Consider the following 25,232-nt stretch of genomic DNA (forward strand, 5'->3'; position numbering starts at 1 on the left):
CACGGTAGTATTTCCGTTCAAATATTCGCCAATCTTTGTCTAGTTTCTTTTGTGATCTCTCCTTTGTCGAGATGACAAAATATGCAAATGAACTTAAAAAAAAACACACTCTTCTGGTATAAGCTTTAAATATAAATTCTTGAGTGATCTTGTAAATCTAAGTGAGGACAAGAAAATATTAAAACAAAAAAAGCCCGAATAAATAAATATTCGGGCTTTTTAATTGAAATAATATATTAACCTAAAGAAACTCTTTTGAAACCTGTGATTTCAACGTTGAATCCTTTAACATGGTCACTTACTTTTTTACTGTCATCTTTGATGAAGTTTTGATCTAATAAAGCTTTCTCCTGATCTAAAGTAGTATTGTCAGAGATGAAACGTTGAACTTTTCCTGGAATAATTTTATCCCAAATTTGTTCTGGTTTACCTTCAGCTTTTAATTCAGCTTTAGCATCTTCTTCCGCTTGTTTTAAAACTTCTTCAGTTAATTGAGAGAAAGAAATATATTTAGGAACATTTTTTAAAGTTTTTCCTAAACGTTTTGCTTCTTCATTTTCTTTTTCGATTACAGCAATACGAGCTGCAAGCTCAGAAGCAATGAAAGCTGGGTCAAAATCTTTGTAAGATAATGTATCAGCTCCCATAGAAGCAACTTGCATAGAGATATCTTTAGTTAAAACGTCACCATTAGCAATTGGTGCAGAAATTGCAGTTAATGCAGCAATTTTGTTAACGTGAACATAAGATCCTACGAAAGCACCTTCTAAAATTTCAAAACCACCGATTTCGATTTTTTCACCGATAACACCAGTTTGCTCGATTAATTTTTCAGCAACAGTAATTCCGTTGAAATCTGAAGCTAAGAATTCTTCTTTAGAAGAAAAGTTGATTGCTTTTTCAACTAATTCTTTAGCTAAAGTTACGAAAGCCTCATTTTTACCTACGAAATCTGTTTCGCAGTTTAAAGTTATGATAGCTCCTTTAGTTTTGTCAGCATTAACAAAAGAAACAGCAGCTCCTTCAGAAGACTCACGGTCAGAACGATTAGCAGCAACTTTTTGACCTTTTTCTCTAAGGTTTTGTATCGCTTTATCGAAATCTCCATCAGCTTCAACTAAAGCTTTTTTACAGTCCATCATTCCGGCGCCTGTAGTTTGTCTTAATTTATTTACGTCTGCAGCAGTAATTGTTGCCATAATATTTTGAATTTTAATGTTAAAAGTAAAAATTCCATCTTCTAAATCCCAAACTCCAATTTTATTAAATTATCAACATAACGTTTTTAATTTGTATTTGGAATTTGGAATTTAAAATTTGGAATTTAAATTTGATTTATTCTTCAGTTGCAGCAGGAGCAGCAGCTTCAACAGCTGGTGCAGCAGGAGCAGCTTCTACAGCAGCAGCAGCAGCCGGAGCTTCTTCTGTTGTTGCAGCTTCAGTTTCCTTGTCAGAACCTCTGTCAGAAAGACCTTCGATTACAGCAGCAGTCACTAAAGATAAAATTTTGTCAATTGATTTAGAAGCATCATCATTTGCAGGAATAACGTAATCAACCTCTCTTGGGTCAGAATTCGTATCAACCATTGCGAAAACTGGAATGTTTAATTTTTGTGCTTCTTTTATTGCGATATGTTCAGCTTTGATATCTACTACGAACAATGCAGCTGGTAGTCTAGACATGTCAGCGATTGAACCTAAGTTTTTCTCTAATTTAGCACGTAGACGATCAACTTGCAAACGCTCTTTTTTAGATAACGTCATGAAAGTACCATCTTTCTTCATTTTATCAATAGAAGACATTTTTTTAACGGCTTTTCTGATAGTTACAAAGTTAGTTAGCATTCCACCAGGCCATCTTTCAGTGATGTAAGGCATGTTTGCAGCTTTTGCTTTTTCAGCAACGATGTCTTTTGCTTGTTTTTTTGTAGCTACGAATAAGATTTTTCTACCTGATGCAGCGATTTTTTTCATCGCTTCACTAGCTTCTTCAATTTTCGCTGCAGTTTTATATAGATTGATAATGTGAATACCATTACGCTCCATATAAATGTAAGGGGCCATATTTGGGTCCCATTTTCTAGTCATGTGTCCAAAGTGAACACCTGCTTCTAGTAAGTCTTTTACTTCTATTTTGTTTGCCATTTTTGTACTAGTTTACGTTCTGTTGATTAGCAATGTATAAATGGCGGTTTCCCAGGCTTTATACATTTAGATGCTAAACTATTTCCTACCTCGGTAGGAGAGCAACAACAACTGTGTTTTTTAATTTCAATAAATAATTGATCATGTCTTGTCCTAATTGAACAAGACAGGTAATATTAACGTTTAGAGAATTGGAATCTCTTACGAGCTTTCTTCTGACCGAATTTCTTACGTTCAACCATTCTTGGATCTCTTGTTAATAAACCTTCTGGTTTTAAGATAGCTCTGTTTTCAGCATTTACTTCACACATAACGCGTGCTAATGCCATTCTTACAGCTTCTGCCTGACCAGTTGACCCACCTCCGTAAACATTTACTTTTACATCAAAGTTATTTACATTTTCTGTCATAGACATTGGTTGTAAAACTTTGTATTGTAAAGTTGCAGTTGGAAAGTAAGTTGCGAATTCTTTTTTGTTTACAGTGATTTTTCCTGTTCCTTCAGAAACATATACACGTGCAACAGCGGTTTTTCTTCTACCGATTTTGTGAATAACTCCCATTACTTAAGATCGTTTAGGTTAACAGTTCTAGGTTTTTGAGCTCCTTGTTTGTGCTCAGATCCTACAACAACATTTAGATTTCTAAAAAGTTCAGCTCCTAATTTATTTTTAGGTAACATTCCTTTTACAGCTTTTTCTACTAGTAATGCAGGGTTTTTAGATTGCAATACTTTAGCAGTTAAAGTTCTTTGTCCTCCTGGGTAACCTGTATGACGTACGTAAACTTTGTCATCCATTTTTCTACCTGTAAGGTTAATTTTTTCTGAGTTGATAACAATTACGTTATCTCCACAGTCAACGTGTGGTGTGTAACTTGGTTTGTACTTACCTCTTAAGATCATCGCAACCTTTGAAGCAAGACGACCTAAGTTATGACCCTCAGCATCTACAACAATCCACTCTTTAGTAACAGTGGCTTTGCTTGCTGAAATTGTCTTGTAGCTTAATGCGTCCATAATATTATTTTAATTAAACATTCCATCCCCAATAAAGGGGATGCAAAAGTACAATTAATTATTTTAAAACCAAATACCTGAAAAGAATATTTTATCTGCTGAAAATCAGGGTTTCAGTTTTATATTTAAAACAATAAAAAAAAACCACCTTCACAATAACGCGAAGGTGGTTCAATATTTAGAATTATTTGTTGTTAAACAATAAATAAATTTGCAATATCAACGACTTGTTGTGTCGTAAGTGGTTCATCATAAGCTTCTGATCCTGCGGAGGCTCCAAATGCAGTCGAGGTATTAAATCCTGCCTGAGTTATTACTCCTTCGCCGTCATAAACAGCTTGTGTGGCAGCAGGCATTCCTGCGCCTCTTTCACTATTCGAAATCCATCCTTTTAATCCGCGTAAACGTCGAACTTCTGAAGCGTGACGTGCTTCTACAGAATGAATTTGTAATGCGGCAGTTAATAAATCAGGGGCACTAATTAAATTTGCTGCCTGACCTTTGTAAGCTCTTACACCTGTATCTTCAAAAGCCTGGGCCAATGCTAAGAAGGTAGGATAGTCGTGAAACGGATCAAATGCGCCGCCTACAGTAAAGTCAAAAGTGGGTTTAGGTACAAAGTTTGCACTTGCTGTTCCGCCCAAACCTGCAATCAAAAATTTAACATGACTTGATTCGTGTGCTGCAATTTGTTGAAAAACTTTTAGATCACGACCTCCATTTTCTGATGCCGGGATTACTCCGGAGTCTAATGCCATTGCGTAAAATTCGTTTTCCAGGTATTCTAATGTTAATGCAAATTGTAAAGCTCCAATAGGTGTTGCCGGTGTTGCAGTAATATCTTTTGCGAATGCCTTATTTGCCATAGCTGATAATCCAAATGGGATTGATGCATATGCCAGTGTTTTTCCTATGTTTCCAAACTGATTAAAACTGTCTCTTCTCGAGCCAGTGCTTCTCATTAAGCTATCATCAGTAAATGTTTCTATAAATTTTAAAATATTCATAATTTCTAAGTTTTAGCTAGTTAAGATTAAGGTAAATATTTGGCAGTAAATTTTGTAGTAATAAATCCTCCTGCAATTGGCAGAATTTTAGATGGATCTTTTGCAACATCCAATCCGGTTGACACACTAACAATATCATCACCGGCAAAATCCTTAGAATTAGGATTGATCAAACTTCTAATAGCAGATGCGTGTCTGGCTTCTACCGAAACAATTTTTCCGGCTAATAGTAAATAATCAGGGCTTTTAATTAGTTTTCCGGCACCATTATAAGCTGCAACGCCAGTGTCTTCAAGGGCTTTTGCAGTTGCAAGAACATCATTACGGCTATTAAAATTAAGAGACCCGTAATTAAAGGCTAAAGAAGGGAGTAATTGAGAATTGGGATCAGGAAGTGCTCCGGTTAAAGCAGCTTTAAAAAAATCTCTGTGAATTACTTCATGATGATATAAATCAGTTAATACCTGACGTTCAATATCATTAAATGTGCTATTAAAGCTTGTAGAATTTACAACTTTAGTATAAAAATCAGCTTCTAGTTGTTCCAGAGCATAAGCATAAGTCAATACTCCAAAGTCACCAGAGCCTAAGTCAAATACGCCATTTCTAATTCCTGGTAACGATGTGTCCTCCATATCGTTATCATTGTCATTATCGCTGCAGCCAGCAAAAACCAAACCTGCAGTAACTAGTGTTAAGCCGCTGAGCTTCAGAAAGCTCCTTCTATTATTCAATGAAGGGTCAACTTCATGAATTTTAACTTCGTTTTTCATAATCTAGGTTTTTTAAAAAGGTTAATAACATGTATTAAGGTATTAACGTAATTTTTGTAGGTGCGGTTTTGAAAAATCACACTTTTTTATTTTTATTTTCAAAAATGCCCTATAATTTCAAATACTGGTAGGTGTTTTTTGTTTTATTTTCGCTAATTCTACTATATTTGTATTAATTACATAAAATTATTTTTAAATGAAAGCTAAAGCAACTCTAAAACAAATTGCGAAAGAACTAGGTGTTTCTGTGTCTACGGTTTCTAAGGCGTTAAATGACAGTCCGGAAATCAGTGAGCAAACGAAGGTGAAGATTAAGGAGTATGCCAAACTCAAAAATTATAAACCGAATGTTATTGGTCTGAATTTAAAGAATCGTAAAACCAAAACAATTGGTGTAATTATACCTAATATATTAAACTCCTTTTTTGCAAAGGTTTTTAGTGGTATCGAAAAAGTAGCCGATAAAAAAGGATATAATGTAATTACGTGTATTTCGAATGAATCTTTAGAGAAAGAAATTCATACCCTTGAAATGTTGAGCAACGGAACAATTGACGGATTCATTCTATCAGTTTCTGAAGAAGCACAAAAATTACAGGATTACACACATTTTTCAGCAATTATAAATGATGGAACTCCTATTGTAATGTTTGATCGTATTGCAGATGAAGTAGAATGTGATAAAGTTGTAGTTGATGATTTTGATTCAGCTTTAAATTCTACGCAGCATTTAATTAATTTGGGATGTAAAAACATTGCCTTAATTTCTTCAGTAGATAATTTAAGTGTCGGAAAATTAAGAGCAGATGGATATTTGAAAGCTTTAGCGGATAATAATATTCCGGTAAACGAAAAAATTATTCTTCGTACCGATTCTGAAGATGATATGAAGAGTAAGATTGATGCAATTTTTGATCATAAAATCGATGCAATTTTTGCTTTGGATGAAAATGATTCAGTTGCCGCTTTACGTGTAAGTTTGAAAAAAGGATATAAAGTTCCGGAAGATATATCTATAATAGGTTTTGCTGACGGAATTTTGGCTTCAAGACGTTTGTCGCCAAGTTTGACAACAGTTAGTCAACATGGAATTGAAATTGGAGAAGTCGCCGCTAAGTTATTGATCAAACGTTTAGAGGAATCAGAAGAAGAAACTTCAGATTACGAAACCATCGTCATCAAAACAAAATTGAAAGAACGGGAATCGACAAGAAAAGTTTAAATAAACAAAAACCATTCGCTGCGGCGAATGGTTTTTTGTTTATTTTAATAGGTAAGGAAGTATCTGGATTTTATTTAAGAATTTCTTGCAATTACAATTAGTCCCAATATAAAAGGAAGAGTATAAAGAGCTAATATAACATAATTGGTATTTCTTAAATATATTTTATTCTTCTTGTTAAGGTTAGAGGCCTCAATTAAAAGTGCAATGATTATTAAAAAAAGGATAAATAATGAGAAGAAAAAAGCTAGATATGCTATTCCTATATTGCCTGAATGTTCTACAAGCGAGTATAGCAGAAAAAAAATAAAAATTGGAATTATTATTCTAATCAGGAGGTGAACAGTTATATCGAATAAATCCGAGTCTGTACTTTCTTCTGATTGAGTATTTTTAATTTCAAAAAGTTTATTTAATTCTTCATTCATAATAACTTTTATTTATTGTTTTTTGTATAATGTCACAAAAAAAGGTAATAATGCAGCGTACGCCAGAAATTCTAGAAATCCCATAATTTGTGATACCTTATAAGATATTTCCTGATCCATTGATATTGATGCAGTAGATCTTACAATCCAAAATAAATTTACTGTAGCAAGTATGCAAATTGATATTATTGCTAATAAGGTGTTTCTTTTCATTTTGATTTTTAGGGAAGATTAGTCTTGTTATTTTAAATTTTCAGCAAGATATAGATTTTCTCATTCATAATTTTAATTTTTTAATGAAGAGACGCAATTGAGAAATAAATCTATTAAACTTTCTTTTAATGTGCTTCTAACCAATCTTTACCTAAGCCTAGTTCAACATCCAGAGGAACGCTCATCATAAAAGCATTTTCCATTTCGTGTTTGATCATAGGCTGAATTTTTTCGAGTTCATCGTTGTGAACATCGAACACAAGCTCATCATGAACCTGAAGTAACATTCTTGATTTCCAGTTTTCTTCTTTTAGTTTTTTATGAATGTTGATCATCGCGATTTTAATCACATCGGCAGCACTTCCCTGAATTGGTGCGTTTACGGCATTTCTTTCGGCAGCACTACGAACTACAGCATTCGCGGAGTTGATGTCTTTTAAATAACGACGACGTCCCAGAATAGTTTGTACATATCCTTTTTCGCGGGCAAATTCTATTTGTTCCTGAATATATGATTTTAATCTAGGGTATGTTTTGTAATACGCTTCGATCAAAGCGGCACTTTCGCTGCGGGATAATGACGTTTGGTTGCTTAATCCAAAAGCAGAAACACCGTATATAATCCCGAAGTTTACTGTTTTTGCATTACTCCTTTGTTCACGTGAAACTTCATCTAAAGGCACATCAAAAACTTTTGCAGCAGTTGCTTTGTGAATGTCTTCTCCGTTTTTAAATGCAGCAATCATATTTTCTTCGCCACTCAAAGCAGCAATAATTCTTAATTCTATTTGCGAGTAATCGGCAGAAATTAAAGTATGGTTTTCATCGCGGGCAACAAAAGCTTTACGAATCTGACGTCCTCTTTCAGTACGAATCGGGATATTCTGCAAGTTCGGATTATTAGAACTCAAACGTCCGGTTGCCGCAACAGTTTGCATATAATCCGTATGAACACGTAATGTTTTTTTGTCTACTTGTTCCGGTAAAGCCAATATATAGGTGCTTTGTAATTTCACCATTTGACGCCAGTCTAAAATTTGTTTTACGATTGGATTATCGTTGGCTAAATAAGTCAAAACCTCTTCGCCAGTTGCATATTGACCCGTTTTGGTCTTCTTTTGTTTTGCTCCGCCAATTTTTAATTTGTCAAATAAAATATCTCCTAATTGTTTTGGAGATGCTAAATTGAATTTCTCACCGGCAGTTTCGTATATTTTTTGTTCTAAAGATTTAATCTCAACATCCATTTCTTTAGACATTGCGCTTAAGAATTCGACATCTAAACGGATTCCTTCTGTTTCCATAGCTGCTAAAACACTTACCAGCGGAATTTCGATTTCGTCAAATAATTTTTTAGTTTCTGTTTTGTCTAATTCAGCAGTAAAAATTTCTTTTAACTGTAATGTTATATCCGCATCTTCAGCAGCATATTCCTTGATTTCTTCAAGAGCTACGTCACGCATTGTGATTTGGTTTTTTCCTTTTTTACCAATTAAAGTTTCGATTGATTTTGGAGAATATTTCAAATACGTTTCAGCCAGAATATCCATATTATGACGCATATCCGGATTAATCAAATAATGCGCAATCATCGTGTCAAAAAGTTTTCCTTTTACAACAACGCCGTAATTAGAAAGGATTTTTAAATCATATTTTAAATTCTGACCAATTTTTTCGATGTTCTCATTCTCAAAGAAAGGCCTGAATTTATCTACTAAAACCTGAGCTTCTTCCTGACTTTCCGGAAACGGAACATAAAATGCTTTTCCTTTTTCGTATGCAAAGGATATTCCTACCAATTCAGCGTGCAAAGCATCTAAGCCGGTAGTTTCAGTATCAAAACAAACAGATGTTTGTTTTTGTAAATTTTGTATCAATAATTTTATTCCTAAATCGCCTTCAACAGCTTGATAGGAGTGCGGTGTGTTTTCCAGGGTGTTGTAAAATGAAGTTCTTTCTTCTGAGCTTTCATCTATAGTTGCGCCGCCGCCAAAAAGATCAAATTGATCGTCGTTCTTTGGTTGTGGTTTTTTATATAGTTTAGCTTCATCACCTTTGTTTGCCAATTCGTTTCCACCGCCAACTTTAAATAAGTTGTCAAATTGCTCTGCCATTCTTCTAAACTCCAATTCCTGAAAAATAGCATCTGTTTTCTCGATATCAGGACGTGAAAGCTCGTAATCATTTTCATTGAAAACCACATCGCAATCACATATAATAGTTGCTAGTTTTTTAGATAAAATTCCTTTTTCCTTATTAGCTTCGATGTTTTCTTTCATCTTGCCTTTTAGTAAATGAGTGTTTTCTAAAAGATTTTCCATTGAACCAAACTCTTTTAGGAATTTTTTGGCAGTAACCTCACCAACACCCGGTAATCCTGGAATATTATCGACAGCATCTCCCATCATTCCAAGAAAATCGATTACCTGTTCCGGTTTTTCAATTTCAAATTTTGCCAAAACTTCGGGAACACCCCAAATTTCGATACCATTTCCCATACGGGCTGGTTTGTACATGAATATATTTTCAGAAACTAATTGTGCAAAATCCTTATCTGGTGTTACCATAAAGACTTTGTAGTTTTCTTTTTCGGCTTGTTTAGCGATTGTTCCAATTAAATCATCGGCTTCGCATCCTTCTATTTCAATAATAGGAATATGCATTGCTCTTAATAATTCCTGAATATAAGGTACGGCAATTTTTATAGCTTCTGGTGTAGCATCGCGATTGGCTTTGTATTCTGTAAACATCTCGGTTCTTACATGACTTCCGCCTTTGTCAAAAGCTACAGCTAAGTGGTCTGGCTTCTCACGTTTTATAACATCTAAAAGAGAGTTCATGAAACCCATAATCGCTGATGTATCCATTCCTTTTGAATTGATTCGTGGATTTTTTATAAAAGCATAATAACCACGAAAAATTAAAGCGTAAGCATCGAGAAGAAAAAGGCGTTTTTGAGTAGACATAAAAAAAATATTAGTCTGTAAAAATAAACAATTGGGTCTCAAAAAATAATCAAAAAAGAAATTTTTTACCATATAAGTAATATAAGTCCATTTTGGCAGTGTGCACCGCCTGGAGATGCACCACAGTTCATATGATTATTATGGATATTATAAATATTTAAAAAGACCTTATATAGGTTATATGATAGAAAAACCGACAAATAGTTAATATCAAGTTAATTTTTTTTATTCAGGGTTTTCTTCATTTTGTCTTCATATTACAGAGGTACATTTGATCTATAAAATAAGAGATACCAATTTAAATATTAGAAATCATGAGAAATTCATTAATGTTATTAGCAGCAGTTTTAGGAACAAGTATAATGGTTTCAGCAGCTCCGGCTCCAGTAAAAAAAGCACCGGTAAAAGAAGTTAAAGCAACTCCTGCAAAAGAAATAAAAACGGCTCCTGTAAAAGAATCTAAAGCAACTCAGGCAAAAGAAGTTAAAACAACTCCGGTAAAAGAAGCTAAAGCTACAAAAAATACTAAAAGCAAATCTGATAAAAAAGTGAAATCAGAAAAAACAGAGGCTCCAAAAGCAGAAACTGCTAAAGTGAAAAAATAAGACAAAGGTCATTATAAAATAAAAGTTATTAATTCAAAATATTAGAAATCATGAGACATTTCTTAATGTTATTAGTAGCAGTTTTAGGAACAAGTGCAATGGTAAGTGCGTTTCCTGCAAAAGACGTGAAGCCGGCTCCTGCAAAAGAGGTTAAAGCGACAAAACACCCTAAAACAAAATCTGATAAAAAAGTAAAATCAGAAAAAACACTAGCTCCGAAAACGGAAGCTCCACAAGTAAAAAAATAAGGAAAAAGAGTATTATAAAATAAAAGGTTAATTAATTTAAAACTTAAAAGTCATGAAAAATTTATTTATTGTATTAGCAGCAGTTTTAGGAACAAGTGCAATGGTTAGCGCTCAAACAACTCCAACGCAGGCAGCGCCGGCAAAAGAAGTAAAAGCCACAAAACATCACAAAAACAAAGCAGATAAAAAAGTGAAGTCAGAAGCTCCAAAAGCGGAAACTCCAAAGGCAAAATAAGAAAAAAGGTTATTGTAAAATAAAAGTTTAAATAATTTAAAATTTAGAAATCATGAGAAATTTATTTATAGTATTAGCAGCAGTTTTAGGAACAACCGCAATGGTAAGTGCACAAACAACTCCAACACAGGCAGCACCTGCAAAAGAGGTTAAGGCTACAAAACATCACAAAAACAAAGCGGATAAAAAAGTAAAAGCAGAAGCACCAAAAGCTGATGCTACTAAAATGAAATAATAAAATTGTTTTTCTTTTGCTTTCAAACAATTGTAAGGGAGGCAAAACAGAAGTAATGATTATGAGGATGCAGGGGGAAAGCTGGTAAAGAAATTTATCAGCTTTTTTTGATTCGTTATTTTTTTTATAATTTGCAACAAGGCTTTTTATAATTGCTTAAATTTAGTTGCGCTTAAATGCTGTGTTTATGAATATTTTAATTGTTGAAGATAATAAAGAGCTTGCTGTCGAGGTTTATGATTTTTTGTGCAACGTAGGTTATGTTTGCAAAATTGCTCATAATTGCAGTGATGCTTTAGAAGAAGTTAGTAGTAATGATTATGATGCAATGCTTCTTGATCTTGGTTTGCCGGATGGAGATGGTTTTGATATTTTGAAAACCGTTAGAAAAACAAAATCAAAAATGGCTGTAATTGTACTTACGGCCCGAGGTGAACTGGATGACAGAATAAATGGTTTGCACCTTGGTGCAGATGATTATTTGACTAAACCATTTGCATTAACTGAACTTAGTGCGAGATTGTTTGCTGTTATTCGCAGGATTCACGGTTTTACTTTGAATAACTTAAGTATTCATGGATTTTTGTTACAGCTTCAGGATTATAAAGTAAGTTATGATGATGTGCCGATTAATTTAACTAAAAAAGAATTTGATATTTTTCAATATTTAGTACTCAATAAAAATAGGGTAATTACCAGATTGCAACTCACAGAACATATTTGGGGAGACATTCTTGAAGTAAATTCAGATTCTAATTTTATAGATGTTCATGTTCGAAATCTTCGAAAAAAATTGGATAAACATACGGCCATCGATTGGTTTGAAACTGTTAGAAATGTAGGTTATCGTATTAATGAATAAATAAATTATTGTGAAGATAAAGCATCAATTAGCTATTTTTAATGCGCTGACGAGATTGTTAGTGATTGTAGTTTTATGGCTAATGCTGCCTATTTTGGTCGAAAATGTTGTTTACAGACATATTAATAATGGACTTCTGGAAAAAAAGAAGAAATTCATTGATCATTTAGACCGAAATGAAATAAATGATTTTATAGAAAACTCTGATGATTCGACAGAAACCTATTCCCAGTTTTCTACACTTCATAGTGAGTTTTTGGTGCTTTCAAAATCTCCAATAAAACACAATCAAAAGAAAGCTGTTTTTACGAATGAATATCGCATTATCGAAGGAGAAGAAAATGAATACAGGATCCTTCAGTATCATTTTACGTTCGACAAGCAAGGATATCAGTTAGAAATTGGCAGCAGTCTTAATGAAGTAAAAGACCTAACTTTTATCATTAAGTTTTTTATTATAATTGTTTTCGTAGTCATACTATTCATTACTTTTTTGGCAGACACTTTTTATATCGAATATTTGCTTAAGCCTTTTTATAAAATTATTGATACAAAAATAAGGCGAGTCAATGAACCGGAAGCCTTTGATCATACACCAATAAAAGCAAGATCGAGAGATTTTAGAGAACTTGATTTTGTATTGAATCAAATGATGGATCGTATTGCGGAGCTTTTCAAAAAAGAAAAACAATTTATTTCTAACGTTTCGCATGAATTGCTTACGCCAATTGCGTTGCTTAAAAGTAAATTCGAAAATTTACTCCAAAATGATTCTTTAGATGATAATGCTTTTGATAAAATAGCGGGTTCGCTCAGGACATTAGATATGCTGAAAAAAATCATCAATAATTTATTGTTGATTTCAAGAATTGAAAACAATCAGTATCAGGCGAATGAAATTATAAATTTTCATGAAATAATTACAGATCTTCAGGAGGATCTACAAGACAGGATTGATGACAGGGAACTTCAGTTTTTGAATAAAATGGAACATGATTTTATGTTTACAGGAAATAAAACACTGATTCATATTCTGATTTATAATCTAGTAACAAATGCTATAAAATACAATAGGCCAAAAGGAACTATTCTGGTTACGGATGGTTTTTTAGAAGATAAATATTTTATTTCTATAACAGATTCTGGTATTGGAATGAATGCTTCTCAAATAGAAAATATATTTAACAGGTTTGCGAGAATTAGTTCAGATCAGGATGGTCAGGGTTTAGGGCTTGCAATAGCGGATAGTATCGCTTCTTTCCATCATATCGAAATTAAAGTTACTTCTGAGATAAATGTAGGTACAGTCTTTATGTTGCTGTTTCCCGAAGTTACAAAGCATAATTAAAAGTTAATTTTTTTCAGGTAGTACAATCTTCATTTAATCTTCATTTAGTGATTATATCTTTGAGGTATAATAAATGAAAATAATAATAATCATAAATCAACAATCATGAAAAAATTAGTAATGTTAGCAGTAGCTGTTTTAGGAACAACTGCAATGGTAAGCGCTCAAACAACTCCAGCTCAAACAACTCCGGTAAAAGAAGCAAAAGCTCCTAAAAAAGAGAAAAAAGCAGACAAAAAAACTAAAAAAGCAGAAGTTAAAGCAGAAGCTGCTAAACCAGAAGCTAAAAAATAAAACGACATAGGTTTGCGAATGTAAACCGTGTTGTGGATTATAAAGGTTTTAAAAAATTTGGTAGAGAAAAAGCTGGTAGAGAAATCTATCAGCTTTTTGTGTTATTTGAGTTAAATTTTTGATAATAAAAAGCTATAAAATTTCCATTCTTTGTTACTTTGTTTAAAACTATAAATAATGATCTTACGTTTTGTACTTCTATGTGCTCTTTTTTTATTTATTGAGTTCTATTCTTATCAAGCCTTCCGCACTTTAATCAGATTAAGATGGGTTTTGGTGAGTTATCAGGTTATAAGCTTATTGCTTTTAATTTTTATTATTTACTCTTTTACGCAATTTGATCGTTCTGTTGGGCAAACCAGACAAACCATGTTTACAATGGGATTAATGTTATTGGTTTATGTGCCAAAAATAGTTTTAACGCTTGTAATGTTCGGAGAAGATATTTTTAGAATAGGAGCAAGTATCCTGAATTACTTCATGTACAATGCGCCTCGTTCAGAAATGATGCCTAACAGGCGAAGGTTTGTTAGTCAGATAGCATTAGGTTTGGCTGCGGTTCCTTTTTTATCCTTGATTTACGGGATTTTTGAAGGCAAATATAATTTTAAAGTATTTAGGCAAACAATATATTTTCCTGATTTACCGGATGCTTTTGATGGTTTTAAGATCACACAGATCTCAGATGTTCATAGCGGAAGTTTTGATAATCCGGAAAAGATAAATTATGCTATTGATTTGATTAATCAGCAAGAAGCGGATATGATATTGTTTACCGGAGATATTGTAAATACCCATGCTACAGAAATGCATCCGTGGTTAGAGACTTTTAATAGAATAAAAGAATATCAATACGGGAAGTTTTCAGTTTTAGGGAACCATGATTATGGTGAATATGTGACATGGCCATCTGAAAAGGAAAAAGACGAGAATTTTAAGGCAATTAAGGATCTTTACGGGCAAATTGGATTTGAGCTTTTGTTAAACGAACATACTTATATTCAGAAAGGCGACGATAAAATCGCTTTAATCGGAGTAGAGAACTGGGGTCAGAATTTTAAAAAGGCGGGAGATTTAAATAAAGCTTCTCAAAATGTGCATCAGGACGATTTTAAGGTATTAATGAGCCATGATCCGAGTCATTGGGAATATGAGATAAAAAATCACCCTAAGAACTTTCATTTAACGTTAGCAGGCCATACACACGGCATGCAATTTGGAATCGAAATTCCGGGATATTTTAAATGGAGTTTAGCACAATATATTTACAAGCAATGGGCTGGACTTTATGAAAATGTTGGCCGCTATGTATATGTAAATCGAGGATTTGGTTTTCATGCTTATCCGGGACGAGTGGGTATCATGCCTGAAATAACAGTGATTGAACTAAAAAAAGGGAACAATGTGGCTTAATTCGTTAAAAATGCTACATTTGTATATCATTATCTCTTTTTAACAGAATAATAAAGAATTAAATTTTTGGTTTTATGTCAAAATTTGGAGAACTTATAAATGCTCAAGTTCCAGTGTTGATCGATTTTTACACTGATTGGAACGAATCATCCGTATCTATGCATCCTGTAATTAAGGATGTTGCTGCTGCACTTGGCGATAAAGCCAAAGTGATTAAGATTGATGTGGATAAAAATCAGGAATTAGCAGAAGCACTTCGTATTAAGGGGCTTCCTACATTAATGATATATAAAGAAGGGCAAATGATCTGGAGGCAGTCAGGAGAGTTAGATGCAAATACTATTATTGGAATTGTCCAGGAACAATTCGATTTATAAAATACTACTTCTTCGTTGGTATTATTGTTTAGTGAATAATATCAAACGTATATCCGTTTTCCTTTAAAAAGTGTAAAGTTTTAGGCAAGGCAAATTTTAAATTTGGCGAAGCTTTAATGCTGTCATGAAATACAATTACACTTCCGGATTTTACATTTTTAGTAACGTTTTCAAGACATTTTTCAGGAGTAATGGTCTGATCAAAATCAGCACTCAAAACATCCCACATAATTATTTTGTAACCTAATTTTCTTAGGATTTTAGATTGTGCCTTTTTTATTTTTCCATAAGGTGGACGAAATATAAGATTGCATGTTTTTTCTTTTTCCAGAACAGCGGCACAATTTTTTACATTTTCTATATAATCGTTATTGTTGCTTTTCCAGCCATTAACATGATTCATCGTATGATTTCCTATGGAGTGTCCATCAGTAATTAATTTCTCGAATAAGGATAAATTGGCTTTTATGTTTTTTCCAATACAGAAGAAAGTAGCCTTTGCATCGAACTTTTTCAATTCAGATAAAACCCAGTCTGTAATTTCCGGAGTTGGGCCATCATCAAATGTTAGGTATATTTTCTTTTCATTGTTTGGAATGTCCCAACAATATTTAGAAAACACCCTTTTTATGAATGAATTTGTTTTTACCCAATAAAAGCTCATTTTAAATTGATTTACAGATATGTAAAAATAAAAAATGCAGCGCTATTTATCAAATAGTGCTGCATTTTTTTAATTGCTATGTTTTTCGTATATTATTCTTTTTCTCTCCCAAAACGTTCAAAAACATTCACATAAGTGTTGAATGTGGTTTTGTGTTTTTCGTAGAAAGCAAGATCTTTATTGTCTTTCATAACTTGCAATAAACTTCTGTAACGTTCAATATCAGTAATGATATCAATTGCTAAATCAGTTTGATCGCCAGGTGTTAAAGTGGCATAATAGTTTAGTTCTTCTTTGTATTTCTGAACCAGTTTATTTAGTAAATCCTGTGCTTTTGCAGTTTCTCCAACTTTGTAATATCCTCCTGCAAATGGTTCTACCAGAGAATAGTAGCCAAATTTATCTAAAGGCATTTTTGTCATCGCTAAGTTGATAATGTTTTTAGCTTTGTCAATTTTTCCCTCTTTAATAAGCTGGTTCATTAAACGAGATAAATTTGTTCTGTAGGTAATGCTGTTTCTTCTGGTTTCAGGATCATGATAAATTTTATCGCTATCGCTATTGCCCCAATCCCATTTCATTACGATATTATACATTTTATCTGCGTCAATTTGTCCCATGTCCATTGGTCCGCCATCTTTTGAATATTTATTTCTGATAGGAACTAATTTATAGACCATTCCGTCTAATTGTAAATAATCTTTTAACCATAAGTAATCTTCATCGTCAAAAGCACCACCACTAAAGTAGATTGGTCTTTTCCAATTGTTATTGGCTAAGATATCCAACATTATTAAGCGGTTTTTATATATTGCATTTCCTTTGATGTCAATATCCATATAAGGAACGATAGAATCGTTGTATTTTGGATTGACAACCTTATTTTTGATGATAACATCTTTGTCAACAGGAACCCTGATTTTATTTGTTGGATAAAAATGGATTGTTTGTCCGTTTTGTAATCCTACAGTTGATTTTGGATTTTTAATAAAATCAATAAAGTCGATAATGTTCCAACGAGTTTGAATTTTTGGAATATGAGCAACGTAATCCAGGTTATCACCTACATATTGATCGTGTGTAAATGAAATTGGTAAAGGATCAGATTCGTATGCTTTTGTTTTCATTTGATCGATATACCAGTCAGTGTTGACTAAGCTTGTATTTACGATTTTAACATCTGTCCTGATGCCTTCAATTTCCTGAGCATACCATAATGGGAACGTGTCATTGTCTCCAATAGTAAATAAAATGGCATTTTTATCACAAGAATTCAGGTAAGCTTTTGCCATTGCAACTGCAGTATATCTTCCTGATCTGTCATGGTCGTCCCAGTTTTGGGAAGCCATTAAAACAGGTGCAGCTAGTAAACTTGCGGCAATTATAACCGGACCGGCTATTTTAGGCGCTATATATTTCTGCAGGCTTTCGTAGAGCGAATAAACTCCAAAACCTATCCAGATGGCAAACACATAAAAAGATCCTACTAGTGCATAATCTCTTTCCCGAGGTTCAAAAGGTCGCTCATTCAGGTAAATTTTTAATGCAATTCCGGTAAAAAGGAATAATGCTAAAAGCACGTAAAAACTTTTAAGGTCTTTATTGGCGTGATACATTATACCAATAATACCTAGGATAAACGGCAAGAAATAGTAAACGTTTCTTCCTTTATTGTTTAAAACATCAGATGGTAAGTTATCCTGAGACCCAAGGTGTACAGAGTCAAGAGCCTTGATTCCGCTGATCCAGTTTCCATCAAGATTATCGTATTTTCCCTGAACGTCACTTTGTCGTCCAACAAAATTCCACATTAAATACCTCCAGTACATATACCCAAATTGATATTCGAACATAAAACTGAAATTATCTACGGTAGTTGGTTTTTCAATAATTAAATAATCGCCATAGCTTTTTAGGAACTTAACGTAACCCTCATTATCAATTTGTTTTTGGGCATAAGCATTTCTAAACTCAGAAATGGTTTTTTCGACTTCATTACGCAGTTGCGCAGTTGCTTTATTGTATTCGTCCTCGCTTAGCTGGCTTGCGTCAATTCCGTATTTCCCTAAATCCTGCTCGTAATCGTAGTTAGGGTTTATTTTGAATTTTGGAGGATTTGTAAAGCTGATATAGTTTTGAATATGTCCCGTTTCTGTACTCCACATTCTAGGTAGAAACGCTTTTTGATTATCATCTGTATTTTGACTGGCGTTTTTGTAATTATTGGTAATGATATATTTACCGGTTTTATAATCTCTTTCGTAGTTAGGTTTTTTGTCTGAATACGGGTTTTTTGCGTCAATTCCAGCAAAAACTTCGGTATACTGAGGTCCGTAAAACAAAGGGTTTACCCCGTACTGTTCACGATTGTAATATGCTAGTACTTCCGCCGCATCTGATGGTTTATTCTCGTTAATTACAGGATTGGCATTAGCACGAATAGGCAGCATCATCCAGGTTGAGAAACCAATAAAAATAAATAAAATGCAAAGTATTATAGTGTTATAGAAAATCAATCCTTTTTGTTTGGTAAGTTTTAATCCAAAATAAAAGAAAGCAATTAGAACTAAAGCGACAAAAATGGTTCCTGAGTTAAATGGTAATCCCATGTTGTTTACCATGAAAACTTCAGTATAAGCAAAAGCTTCCATTGTTAAAGGCAGTAATAGGATAAAGATAAAAAGCAAAATACCAATTACGGAAATATTAGCAATAAGAAAGTTTTTGATGGTAACTTTTTCATAATGCTTAAAGTAGTAAAGAAATCCTATTGAAGGAATTGTTAGTAAAGCCATAAAGTGAACCCCAAAAGAAAGCCCGATAACTAGCGAAATAACAAGTAGCCATTTGTTTCCTTTAGGTTTGTCCATGTCCTGCTCCCAGCGAAGACCCAGCCAGAGAAGTAATGCAATTAATAAAGAAGCCATTGCATAAACTTCGGCTTCAACAGCATTAAACCAAAAACTATCTGAGAAAGTATAGGCAAGAGCTCCTACTAAAGAACTTCCTAATATAACAATTGAATTGTTTTGATTAATTTCTGAAAAACGTTCTATGATCTTTTTTAAAATCATTGAAGAAGACCAAAACATAAACAAAATAGTAAAAGCACTTGAGAATACGGACATCATATTAACCATCACGGCTACATGTTGTGCATCTATAGCAAACATGGCAAAAAAAGCACCCATCATCTGGAATAAAGGAGCTCCGGGTGGGTGGCCAACTTCTAATTTAGCGGCTGTGGCAATATATTCGCCACAATCCCAAAAACTCATGGTAGGTTCGACAGTAAGTGTGTAGGTAATTAAAGCGATTGCAAATGCAAACCAACCAATAATTGTATTCCATTTATTGAAATTGAATTGTGCCATATTTAGGTGTTAAAATTTTGTATGTTTTTAATCTTACAAAGAAAATGTTTTTTTGCTTAAAGAGAAGAGCATTAACATAAAATTCTATAAAAGTATTTATTAATGGTAACGTGTTGTTTGTAAAATACTTGTAAAATCATTACGGATTGGAAAGAAAAAAAAATGAAGAAAAATGATTTTTTTTCATCAAAAAGTTTGCGCAAACTAAAAAAAGCTTTAAATTTGCACTCGCTTAACCGCTTTTACTGGTCTATGGTGTAATGGTAACACAACTGTTTTTGGTGCAGTCTTTCAAGGTTCGAGTCCTTGTAGACCAACAAAAAAGCCTCTCAATCGAGAGGTTTTTTTTTATAAAAAAAAGTTGTGTAAACTAAAAAAAGCTTTAAATTTGCACTCGCTTAAGCATTTTTACTGGTCTATGGTGTAATGGTAACACAACTGTTTTTGGTGCAGTCTTTCAAGGTTCGAGTCCTTGTAGACCAACAAAAAAGCCTCTCATTCGGGAGGCTTTTTTATGCGGTATATTTTGGTGCTGATATTTTTGTTTTCTAGGTTTTTTTTTAAGCCCTATTTCGCAAATAAAGAAGAAGGGACAATCCCAAATTTCTTTTTAAATGAAAAAGAAAAATGAGACAGGTCTTCAAAGCCAACTCCTATATAAACTTCCGATGGCGTTTTTCCTTGATTAATTAGATAATGTGCCTCTTGCAATCTTTTGTTTAATAACCATTTTCCGGGAGTTTCCTGAAAAACTTTTTGAAAATCTCTTTTAAAAGTGGCTAAACTTCTGCCGGTGAGATAAGCAAAACGGGTAAGATGTACATTAAAGTGGAAGTTTTTATTCATGAATGCTTCCAGGTCAATTTTGCCAGGTTCGTTAAAATCAAACAAAATATCTTTTAATTCAGGATTTACTTTTAGTAAAAGATGAACAGCTTCTTTTATTTTTAAATGAAATAAAGCTTCGTTGTTTTCTTCCTCTACGTCGAGATAAGATATAAGTGAATCCATAAAAGATTTATAAAGTGCGTTTGGCGCCAAAGAAATCATGGCTTGAGAATCTGATTTTTTATTGATTTTAAAATTATATTCAGCACTTATTTCTCGTAAAATTTCCTGATCTAAAAAAATAGAAATCGTTTTAAATTCTCCTCCTTCTGGCGGGATTTTAACGAATTTAGCTAAATGGTTTCTTCTGCTAAAACGAAAATCACCTTCGTTAGAGTGGTACGTGTTTTTGCTGTCTGAAACGACTATCTCTCCTGAAATTTGATAGCTAAACACATGTTCTGGGATGAAATTTTCTCCTTCTCGACTACGTGTAAAATAGCAGGAGTAAAGTATTTTGGATTTTATAGATGATTTTGTTGTCATAAAGTAGAGTTACTAAAAGATCCGGAAAGTCTTTTGGATAAAGCTTTCCGGATCTGTTTGCGTTGGTTTAGCGAATCAGGGCTCTTGGTTCTAGATAAGCTTCTAGTCCTATTGTGCCAAATTCCCTGCCTATTCCTGATTGTTTAAATCCTCCAAAAGGGGCCATCGGATCATGTCCAATTCCGTTTATTTGTATACGTCCTGCATTTATTTGTGAAGCAACTTTGTGAGCTCTTTTTTCGTCCGATGAGCTCACATAAGCTTGTAGCCCGTATGTAGTGTCATTGGCAATTTCGATTGCTTCTTCTTCGGTTTTGTATGTTATAACAGATAGAACGGGACCAAAAATTTCTTCCCTTGCAATTCGCATTTGGTTGTTTGCGTTTATGAAAACAGTAGGTTTTACGAAGTTTCCTTTTTCCAGTCCTTTGGGTTTTCCTAATCCTCCAACTAATACCTGAGCGCCTTCGTCAATTCCGATCTGAATGTAGTTTTGAACACGTTCATATTGTTTTTTGCTGACCATTGGACCAACAGTGGTTGTCTCATTTTTTGGATCACCAACAATTGTGTTTGATAGTGTTTGCTCCAATAGTTTTGTTGCTTCTTCTAATCTGTTTTTAGGAACTAAAAGACGGGTTCCGGCAATACATGCTTGTCCGTTATTCATATAAGCGGCAATTACAGCAAGAGGAATTGCTTGTGCGAAATTAGCGTCGTCAAGAATGATATTTGGCGATTTTCCTCCCAGTTCAAGTGTGATGCGTTTCATTGTTTCGACCGCTTCTTTTGCGATAATCTTGCCAACACTTGTAGATCCTGTGAAGGAAATTTTCGCGATATCCGGATTGCGGCTTATTTCTGCGCCAACTATTTCTCCCAGACCGTTAACAATATTAAAAACGCCTTTTGGTAAGTTTGCTTCATGAAGACATTCGGTAATTAATTGTGTTTGCTGAGCGCTCATTTCGCTCGGTTTTATTACAGTAGTACATCCAGCGGCTATCGCAGTTGATAATTTACTGCAAATAAAACCATTGCTTGAGTTCCACGGAATGATAATTCCAATAACGCCAATTGGTGTCATTTGAACTTCGGATTCTCCCATTGTATTGGTAAAATCATATGTGTTTAATAGGTTAATTGCAGAGTCAAAACTCTTTAGCATGTAATCGTAACTCATTGTTGAAAATTGCAATGTTCCCCCGTATTCTTCAACCATTATGTCAATGAATTCTTCTTTTCGTTTTTCTATAGAGGTTTGAATATTTTGCAGGTATTGAATTCTTTCAGAAATAGTTGTTTTAGAAAAAGTCTTAAAAGCGTCTTTAGCTGCGGCTATGGCATTTTGAGTATCTTTTTGGTTTCCTAAAAGTACTTTTCCTAGTTTCTCGTTTGTTGTAGGGCTTATTAAGTCGAAATATTCTGTTCCTTGTGGGGTAATGAATTCTCCATTAATGTAAATTTTGTCTATCGTTTTCATGTTGTATTGATTATGAAATTATTTGACAAAGATCTGGATTAAGTATTCTTTTGGCTTTGTTGTAAAGCTCAAATCAGCTTTGTTAAAAAGCTCATGAAGAGTTGTTTTTGTCGTGAAATTTGATTTTTAAAATGTATAAAAAAACCTCTCGTTGAGAGGTTTTTGCATGTGATAAGTTGAAATTATTAAATTTTAAACGTGAGGACAGGTTTTATGGAATGATTTACTAATCCTTCGCTAATACTTCCGTTAAAGAAATGCGCGAAGCCAGTTCTTCCGTGTGTACACATTCCAATAATATCGGCGTTTATGCTATTTGAAAAGTTGATTATTCCTTTTTCAATGTTGGTGTCGTTGTAAATGTGAGTTTGAAAATTGGTGAGATTAAATTCAGAAATAAATTCATTCATGGCTTTTTCGGCCATATGAGTTGGTTTAAAACTGTTTGGTGTGCAAATTGTAACTAGGTGTATTTTTGATTCAAAGAATTGGGTCAGGTTTACCAATTTTTTGAAAGGTTTTTTAGTTTCGTCAGAAAAATCCGATGCGAAAACAATGTTTGATGCATTAAAGTTTGGGATGTCTTTTTTTATTACTAAAACCGGTATATCTGAGTTGCGAACCACTTTTTCTGTATTCGATCCTATCAGTAGTTCTTCAATTCCAGAAGTGCCATGAGATCCCATAACAATCAAATCTACATCATAGTCTTTGCTTACTTGTGTTATTCCGTGAATTGGTTTATCGATTTTTACAATTTCAGTTATTGAAATTCCGTCCAGATAAGGTCTTGATGAGACTTCATCGAGCATTTCGTTGGCTTTTTTCATGAAAAGCATGGTTTCAGGAATGCTTGCTCCTCCTAATACTGCATCATTCATTTGGCTTGGCAGTTCAAACATGTGTAGAATGATGATTTCGGAGTTGTTTTTTTTAGCAATTTGGGCAGCGACTTTTAAGGCATTTTCCGCATGTTCAGAGAAGTCGGTCGGAACTAGAATTTGTTTCATGGTTTTTTGAATTATAATGTAAAATTCTGTTATTTTGATGCACTTATAAAGATAAGAAATATTTTTAGAGCAATCTATTATTTTTGGTTTATAAAAAAAACACTATATTTGCACCGTTATTTATTAAAATCTAAATAATGAGGGGACTAAGTGTCCCCTCTTTTTATAAAATTATGACATTTAAAGAAAAAGTAAACGGATTAATAGCGGAGGCTCTTTTAGAAAAGCCATCAATCTTTTTGATTGATCTGGCTATCTCAGACTCTTTCAAGATTAGTGTAGGTTTAGATGGGGATAATGGAGTGGCGTTGCAGGATTGTATTGATGTAAGTCGTGCAGTCGAGAATAATCTGGATCGTGAAGAACAGGATTTTTCGCTTGAAGTAGCATCGGTTGGAGTAGGATCACCATTGAAATTTACAAGACAATACATCAAAAATATTGGTAGAACATTGATTGTTACTACAAATACTGAAAAAATTGAAGCAGAATTAGTGGAAGCTAACGATGTTTTTATAATTTTGTCTTGGAAAGCAAGAGAACCGAAAAAAGTAGGAAAAGGAAAAGAAACAGTTCAAAAAGAGCAACAAATACCTTATACAGAAATTAAAGAGGCAATTGTTACAGTAACATTTTAATTAAAGAATTCGCATGGAAAATTTAGCATTAATCGATTCATTCTCAGAGTTTAAAGATAATAAACTTATTGATCGTGTAACGCTTATGGCAATTTTAGAGGACGTGTTTAGAAATGCATTAAAGAAAAAATACGGTTCTGATGATAACTTTGACATCATTATAAATCCTGATAAAGGAGATATGGAGATATGGAGAAGAAGGGTAATCGTTGCTGATGAAGATCTTGACTTTGAGAACGAAGAAATTACCTTGACTGAAGCAAGAATGATTGAAGCGGATTTTGAAATTGGTGAAGAAGTTTCTGAAGAAGTTAAATTGATTGATCTGGGAAGGAGAGCTATTTTAGCTTTGCGTCAAAACTTAATATCTAAAATTCACGAACACGACAATACAAATCTTTACAAGCAATTTAAAGATATTATTGGTGATATTTATACTGCCGAAGTGCACCATGTTCGTCCAAGAGTTGTAATTTTGGTCGATGATGAAGGAAATGAAATTGTGCTTCCAAAAGAAAAACAAATTCCATCTGACTTTTTCCGTAAAGGAGATAACGTTCGTGGAATCATTGAAAGTGTTGAATTAAAAGGAAATAAACCTCAAATTATTATGTCCAGAACTTCTGAGAAGTTTTTGGAAAAATTATTTGAACAAGAAATTCCTGAAGTATTTGACGGTTTGATCACGGTTAAAAATGTAGTGCGTATTCCGGGTGAAAAAGCAAAAGTAGCCGTGGATTCTTACGATGATAGAATTGATCCTGTTGGAGCTTGTGTTGGTATGAAAGGATCTCGTATTCACGGAATCGTTCGTGAATTAGGGAACGAAAATATTGACGTAATCAACTATACAAGTAATATCCAATTGTTTATTACAAGAGCATTAAGCCCTGCAAAAGTTTCTTCAATCAAAATTGACGAAGAAAATAAAAGAGCTGAAGTATTCTTGAAATTAGAAGAAGTTTCTAAAGCAATTGGTAGAGGAGGTCATAATATAAAATTAGCGGGTCAGCTAACAGGTTACGAGCTAGATGTTATCAGAGAAGGTGATGTTGCTAGTGGTGAAGATGATGACGTTGAATTAACTGAGTTTTCAGATGAAATTGAAGGCTGGGTTATCGAGGAATTTGCAAAAATTGGTTTAGATACAGCTAGAAGTATCTTAAAACAAGAAGTAGAAGATTTAGTAAGAAGAACAGATTTAGAAGAGGAAACGATTCTTGATGTTATGAAAATACTAAAAGAAGAGTTTGATAGCTAGTTATCTGCTCTAACAACACAACGAAAAAGGTAATAATAA

General features: G+C 33.5%; 25 protein-coding genes and 2 tRNA genes. 14 read left to right on the top strand and 13 right to left on the bottom strand.

Features of this window, described 5'->3' with window-relative positions; translation table 11 throughout:
• Positions 1-236: 236 nt before the first annotated feature.
• The 6 genes from tsf to QLQ94_RS08205 form a co-directional block, all read right to left on the bottom strand.
• Entirely contained in the window at positions 237-1,199 is a 963-nt protein-coding gene (gene tsf, locus QLQ94_RS08180; protein WP_482499496.1) for a translation elongation factor Ts, read from the bottom strand.
• Positions 1,200-1,335: 136 nt separating this feature from the next.
• Positions 1,336-2,145 carry a 30S ribosomal protein S2 gene (rpsB, locus tag QLQ94_RS08185; protein ID WP_482499497.1) on the bottom strand — a complete coding sequence of 270 codons (810 nt, stop codon included), beginning with the start codon at positions 2,143-2,145 and terminating at the stop codon, positions 1,336-1,338.
• 176 nt (positions 2,146-2,321) lie between these two features.
• A complete protein-coding gene (gene rpsI, locus QLQ94_RS08190; RefSeq protein WP_007808909.1) occupies positions 2,322-2,708 on the bottom strand; it encodes a 30S ribosomal protein S9 in 387 nt (128 codons plus the stop codon).
• Entirely contained in the window at positions 2,708-3,163 is a 456-nt protein-coding gene (gene rplM / locus QLQ94_RS08195) for a 50S ribosomal protein L13 (RefSeq protein ID WP_089353105.1), read from the bottom strand. Before rplM ends, rpsI begins: the two co-directional genes overlap by 1 nt.
• Positions 3,164-3,357: 194 nt before the next feature.
• Complete coding sequence (locus QLQ94_RS08200; protein ID WP_271337684.1) at positions 3,358-4,170, bottom strand: ferritin-like domain-containing protein; 813 nt, start codon at positions 4,168-4,170, stop codon at positions 3,358-3,360.
• Between the two features lie 26 nt (positions 4,171-4,196).
• Complete coding sequence (locus QLQ94_RS08205) at positions 4,197-4,943, bottom strand: ferritin-like domain-containing protein (RefSeq protein ID WP_271337683.1); 747 nt, start codon at positions 4,941-4,943, stop codon at positions 4,197-4,199.
• 196 nt (positions 4,944-5,139) lie between these two features.
• Between QLQ94_RS08205 and QLQ94_RS08210 the strand changes: the two genes are divergently transcribed.
• Positions 5,140-6,165, top strand: coding sequence for a LacI family DNA-binding transcriptional regulator (locus QLQ94_RS08210; RefSeq protein WP_271337681.1), 1,026 nt, complete (start codon positions 5,140-5,142; stop codon positions 6,163-6,165).
• A 74-nt stretch (positions 6,166-6,239) separates the two neighbouring features.
• On the opposite strand, the gene QLQ94_RS08215 is transcribed toward QLQ94_RS08210, so the two are convergent.
• A complete protein-coding gene (locus tag QLQ94_RS08215; protein WP_271337680.1) occupies positions 6,240-6,593 on the bottom strand; it encodes a hypothetical protein in 354 nt (117 codons plus the stop codon).
• 338 nt (positions 6,594-6,931) lie between these two features.
• Positions 6,932-9,772, bottom strand: coding sequence for a DNA polymerase I (polA, locus tag QLQ94_RS08220; RefSeq protein ID WP_427401906.1), 2,841 nt, complete (start codon positions 9,770-9,772; stop codon positions 6,932-6,934).
• A gap of 314 nt (positions 9,773-10,086) precedes the next feature.
• Between polA and QLQ94_RS08225 the strand changes: the two genes are divergently transcribed.
• The 9 genes from QLQ94_RS08225 to QLQ94_RS08265 all read left to right on the top strand — a co-directional run bounded on the left by QLQ94_RS08225 (position 10,087) and on the right by QLQ94_RS08265 (position 15,389).
• Positions 10,087-10,377 (top strand): hypothetical protein, encoded by a 291-nt coding sequence (locus QLQ94_RS08225; protein WP_271337678.1) that lies wholly within the window; start codon positions 10,087-10,089, stop codon positions 10,375-10,377.
• Positions 10,378-10,427: 50 nt separating this feature from the next.
• Positions 10,428-10,625, top strand: a complete 198-nt coding sequence (locus tag QLQ94_RS08230) for a hypothetical protein (protein ID WP_271337677.1) — start codon at positions 10,428-10,430, stop codon at positions 10,623-10,625.
• A 52-nt stretch (positions 10,626-10,677) separates the two neighbouring features.
• Positions 10,678-10,860 carry a hypothetical protein gene (locus QLQ94_RS08235; RefSeq protein WP_271337676.1) on the top strand — a complete coding sequence of 61 codons (183 nt, stop codon included), beginning with the start codon at positions 10,678-10,680 and terminating at the stop codon, positions 10,858-10,860.
• 52 nt (positions 10,861-10,912) lie between these two features.
• Positions 10,913-11,095, top strand: coding sequence for a hypothetical protein (locus QLQ94_RS08240; protein WP_271337675.1), 183 nt, complete (start codon positions 10,913-10,915; stop codon positions 11,093-11,095).
• A gap of 187 nt (positions 11,096-11,282) precedes the next feature.
• A complete protein-coding gene (locus QLQ94_RS08245; RefSeq protein WP_271337674.1) occupies positions 11,283-11,957 on the top strand; it encodes a response regulator transcription factor in 675 nt (224 codons plus the stop codon).
• A gap of 10 nt (positions 11,958-11,967) precedes the next feature.
• Positions 11,968-13,305 (top strand): sensor histidine kinase, encoded by a 1,338-nt coding sequence (locus tag QLQ94_RS08250; RefSeq protein ID WP_482499501.1) that lies wholly within the window; start codon positions 11,968-11,970, stop codon positions 13,303-13,305.
• Positions 13,306-13,410: 105 nt separating this feature from the next.
• Complete coding sequence (locus QLQ94_RS08255; RefSeq protein ID WP_271337672.1) at positions 13,411-13,599, top strand: hypothetical protein; 189 nt, start codon at positions 13,411-13,413, stop codon at positions 13,597-13,599.
• 177 nt (positions 13,600-13,776) lie between these two features.
• Positions 13,777-15,012 (top strand): metallophosphoesterase, encoded by a 1,236-nt coding sequence (locus tag QLQ94_RS08260; protein WP_271337671.1) that lies wholly within the window; start codon positions 13,777-13,779, stop codon positions 15,010-15,012.
• Positions 15,013-15,086: 74 nt separating this feature from the next.
• Positions 15,087-15,389 (top strand): thioredoxin family protein, encoded by a 303-nt coding sequence (locus QLQ94_RS08265; protein WP_271337669.1) that lies wholly within the window; start codon positions 15,087-15,089, stop codon positions 15,387-15,389.
• A gap of 28 nt (positions 15,390-15,417) precedes the next feature.
• Here the strand turns inward: QLQ94_RS08265 and QLQ94_RS08270 are convergent, their stop codons facing one another.
• On the bottom strand, positions 15,418-16,053 hold the full coding sequence (locus QLQ94_RS08270; RefSeq protein WP_271337668.1) for a polysaccharide deacetylase family protein: 636 nt from the start codon (positions 16,051-16,053) through the stop codon (positions 15,418-15,420).
• Positions 16,054-16,145: 92 nt separating this feature from the next.
• Complete coding sequence (locus QLQ94_RS08275) at positions 16,146-19,427, bottom strand: glycosyltransferase family 117 protein (protein ID WP_271337667.1); 3,282 nt, start codon at positions 19,425-19,427, stop codon at positions 16,146-16,148.
• Between the two features lie 246 nt (positions 19,428-19,673).
• On the opposite strand from QLQ94_RS08275, the gene QLQ94_RS08280 reads away from it, so the two are divergent.
• Together QLQ94_RS08280 and QLQ94_RS08285 are read left to right on the top strand one after the other, a co-directional pair.
• A tRNA-Gln gene (locus tag QLQ94_RS08280) sits at positions 19,674-19,744 on the top strand.
• Positions 19,745-19,839: 95 nt separating this feature from the next.
• Positions 19,840-19,910, top strand: a tRNA-Gln gene (locus QLQ94_RS08285).
• Positions 19,911-19,994: 84 nt separating this feature from the next.
• On the opposite strand, the gene QLQ94_RS08290 is transcribed toward QLQ94_RS08285, so the two are convergent.
• From QLQ94_RS08290 to QLQ94_RS08300, 3 genes are all read right to left on the bottom strand, one after another.
• The gene (locus QLQ94_RS08290; protein ID WP_276598381.1) at positions 19,995-20,801 is read right to left on the bottom strand and encodes a helix-turn-helix domain-containing protein; all 807 of its coding nucleotides are present in this window, start codon (positions 20,799-20,801) and stop codon (positions 19,995-19,997) included.
• A 67-nt stretch (positions 20,802-20,868) separates the two neighbouring features.
• Complete coding sequence (locus QLQ94_RS08295; RefSeq protein ID WP_482499504.1) at positions 20,869-22,284, bottom strand: aldehyde dehydrogenase family protein; 1,416 nt, start codon at positions 22,282-22,284, stop codon at positions 20,869-20,871.
• Between the two features lie 185 nt (positions 22,285-22,469).
• The gene (locus QLQ94_RS08300; protein ID WP_271337664.1) at positions 22,470-23,294 is read right to left on the bottom strand and encodes a universal stress protein; all 825 of its coding nucleotides are present in this window, start codon (positions 23,292-23,294) and stop codon (positions 22,470-22,472) included.
• Positions 23,295-23,467: 173 nt separating this feature from the next.
• Between QLQ94_RS08300 and rimP the strand changes: the two genes are divergently transcribed.
• Both rimP and nusA read left to right on the top strand, forming a co-directional pair.
• A complete protein-coding gene (rimP, locus tag QLQ94_RS08305) occupies positions 23,468-23,932 on the top strand; it encodes a ribosome assembly cofactor RimP (protein WP_271337663.1) in 465 nt (154 codons plus the stop codon).
• A gap of 13 nt (positions 23,933-23,945) precedes the next feature.
• Entirely contained in the window at positions 23,946-25,193 is a 1,248-nt protein-coding gene (gene nusA, locus QLQ94_RS08310) for a transcription termination factor NusA (protein ID WP_041516381.1), read from the top strand.
• Positions 25,194-25,232: the final 39 nt, after the last annotated feature.

The organism is Flavobacterium sp. B114r (genome assembly GCF_056824125.1).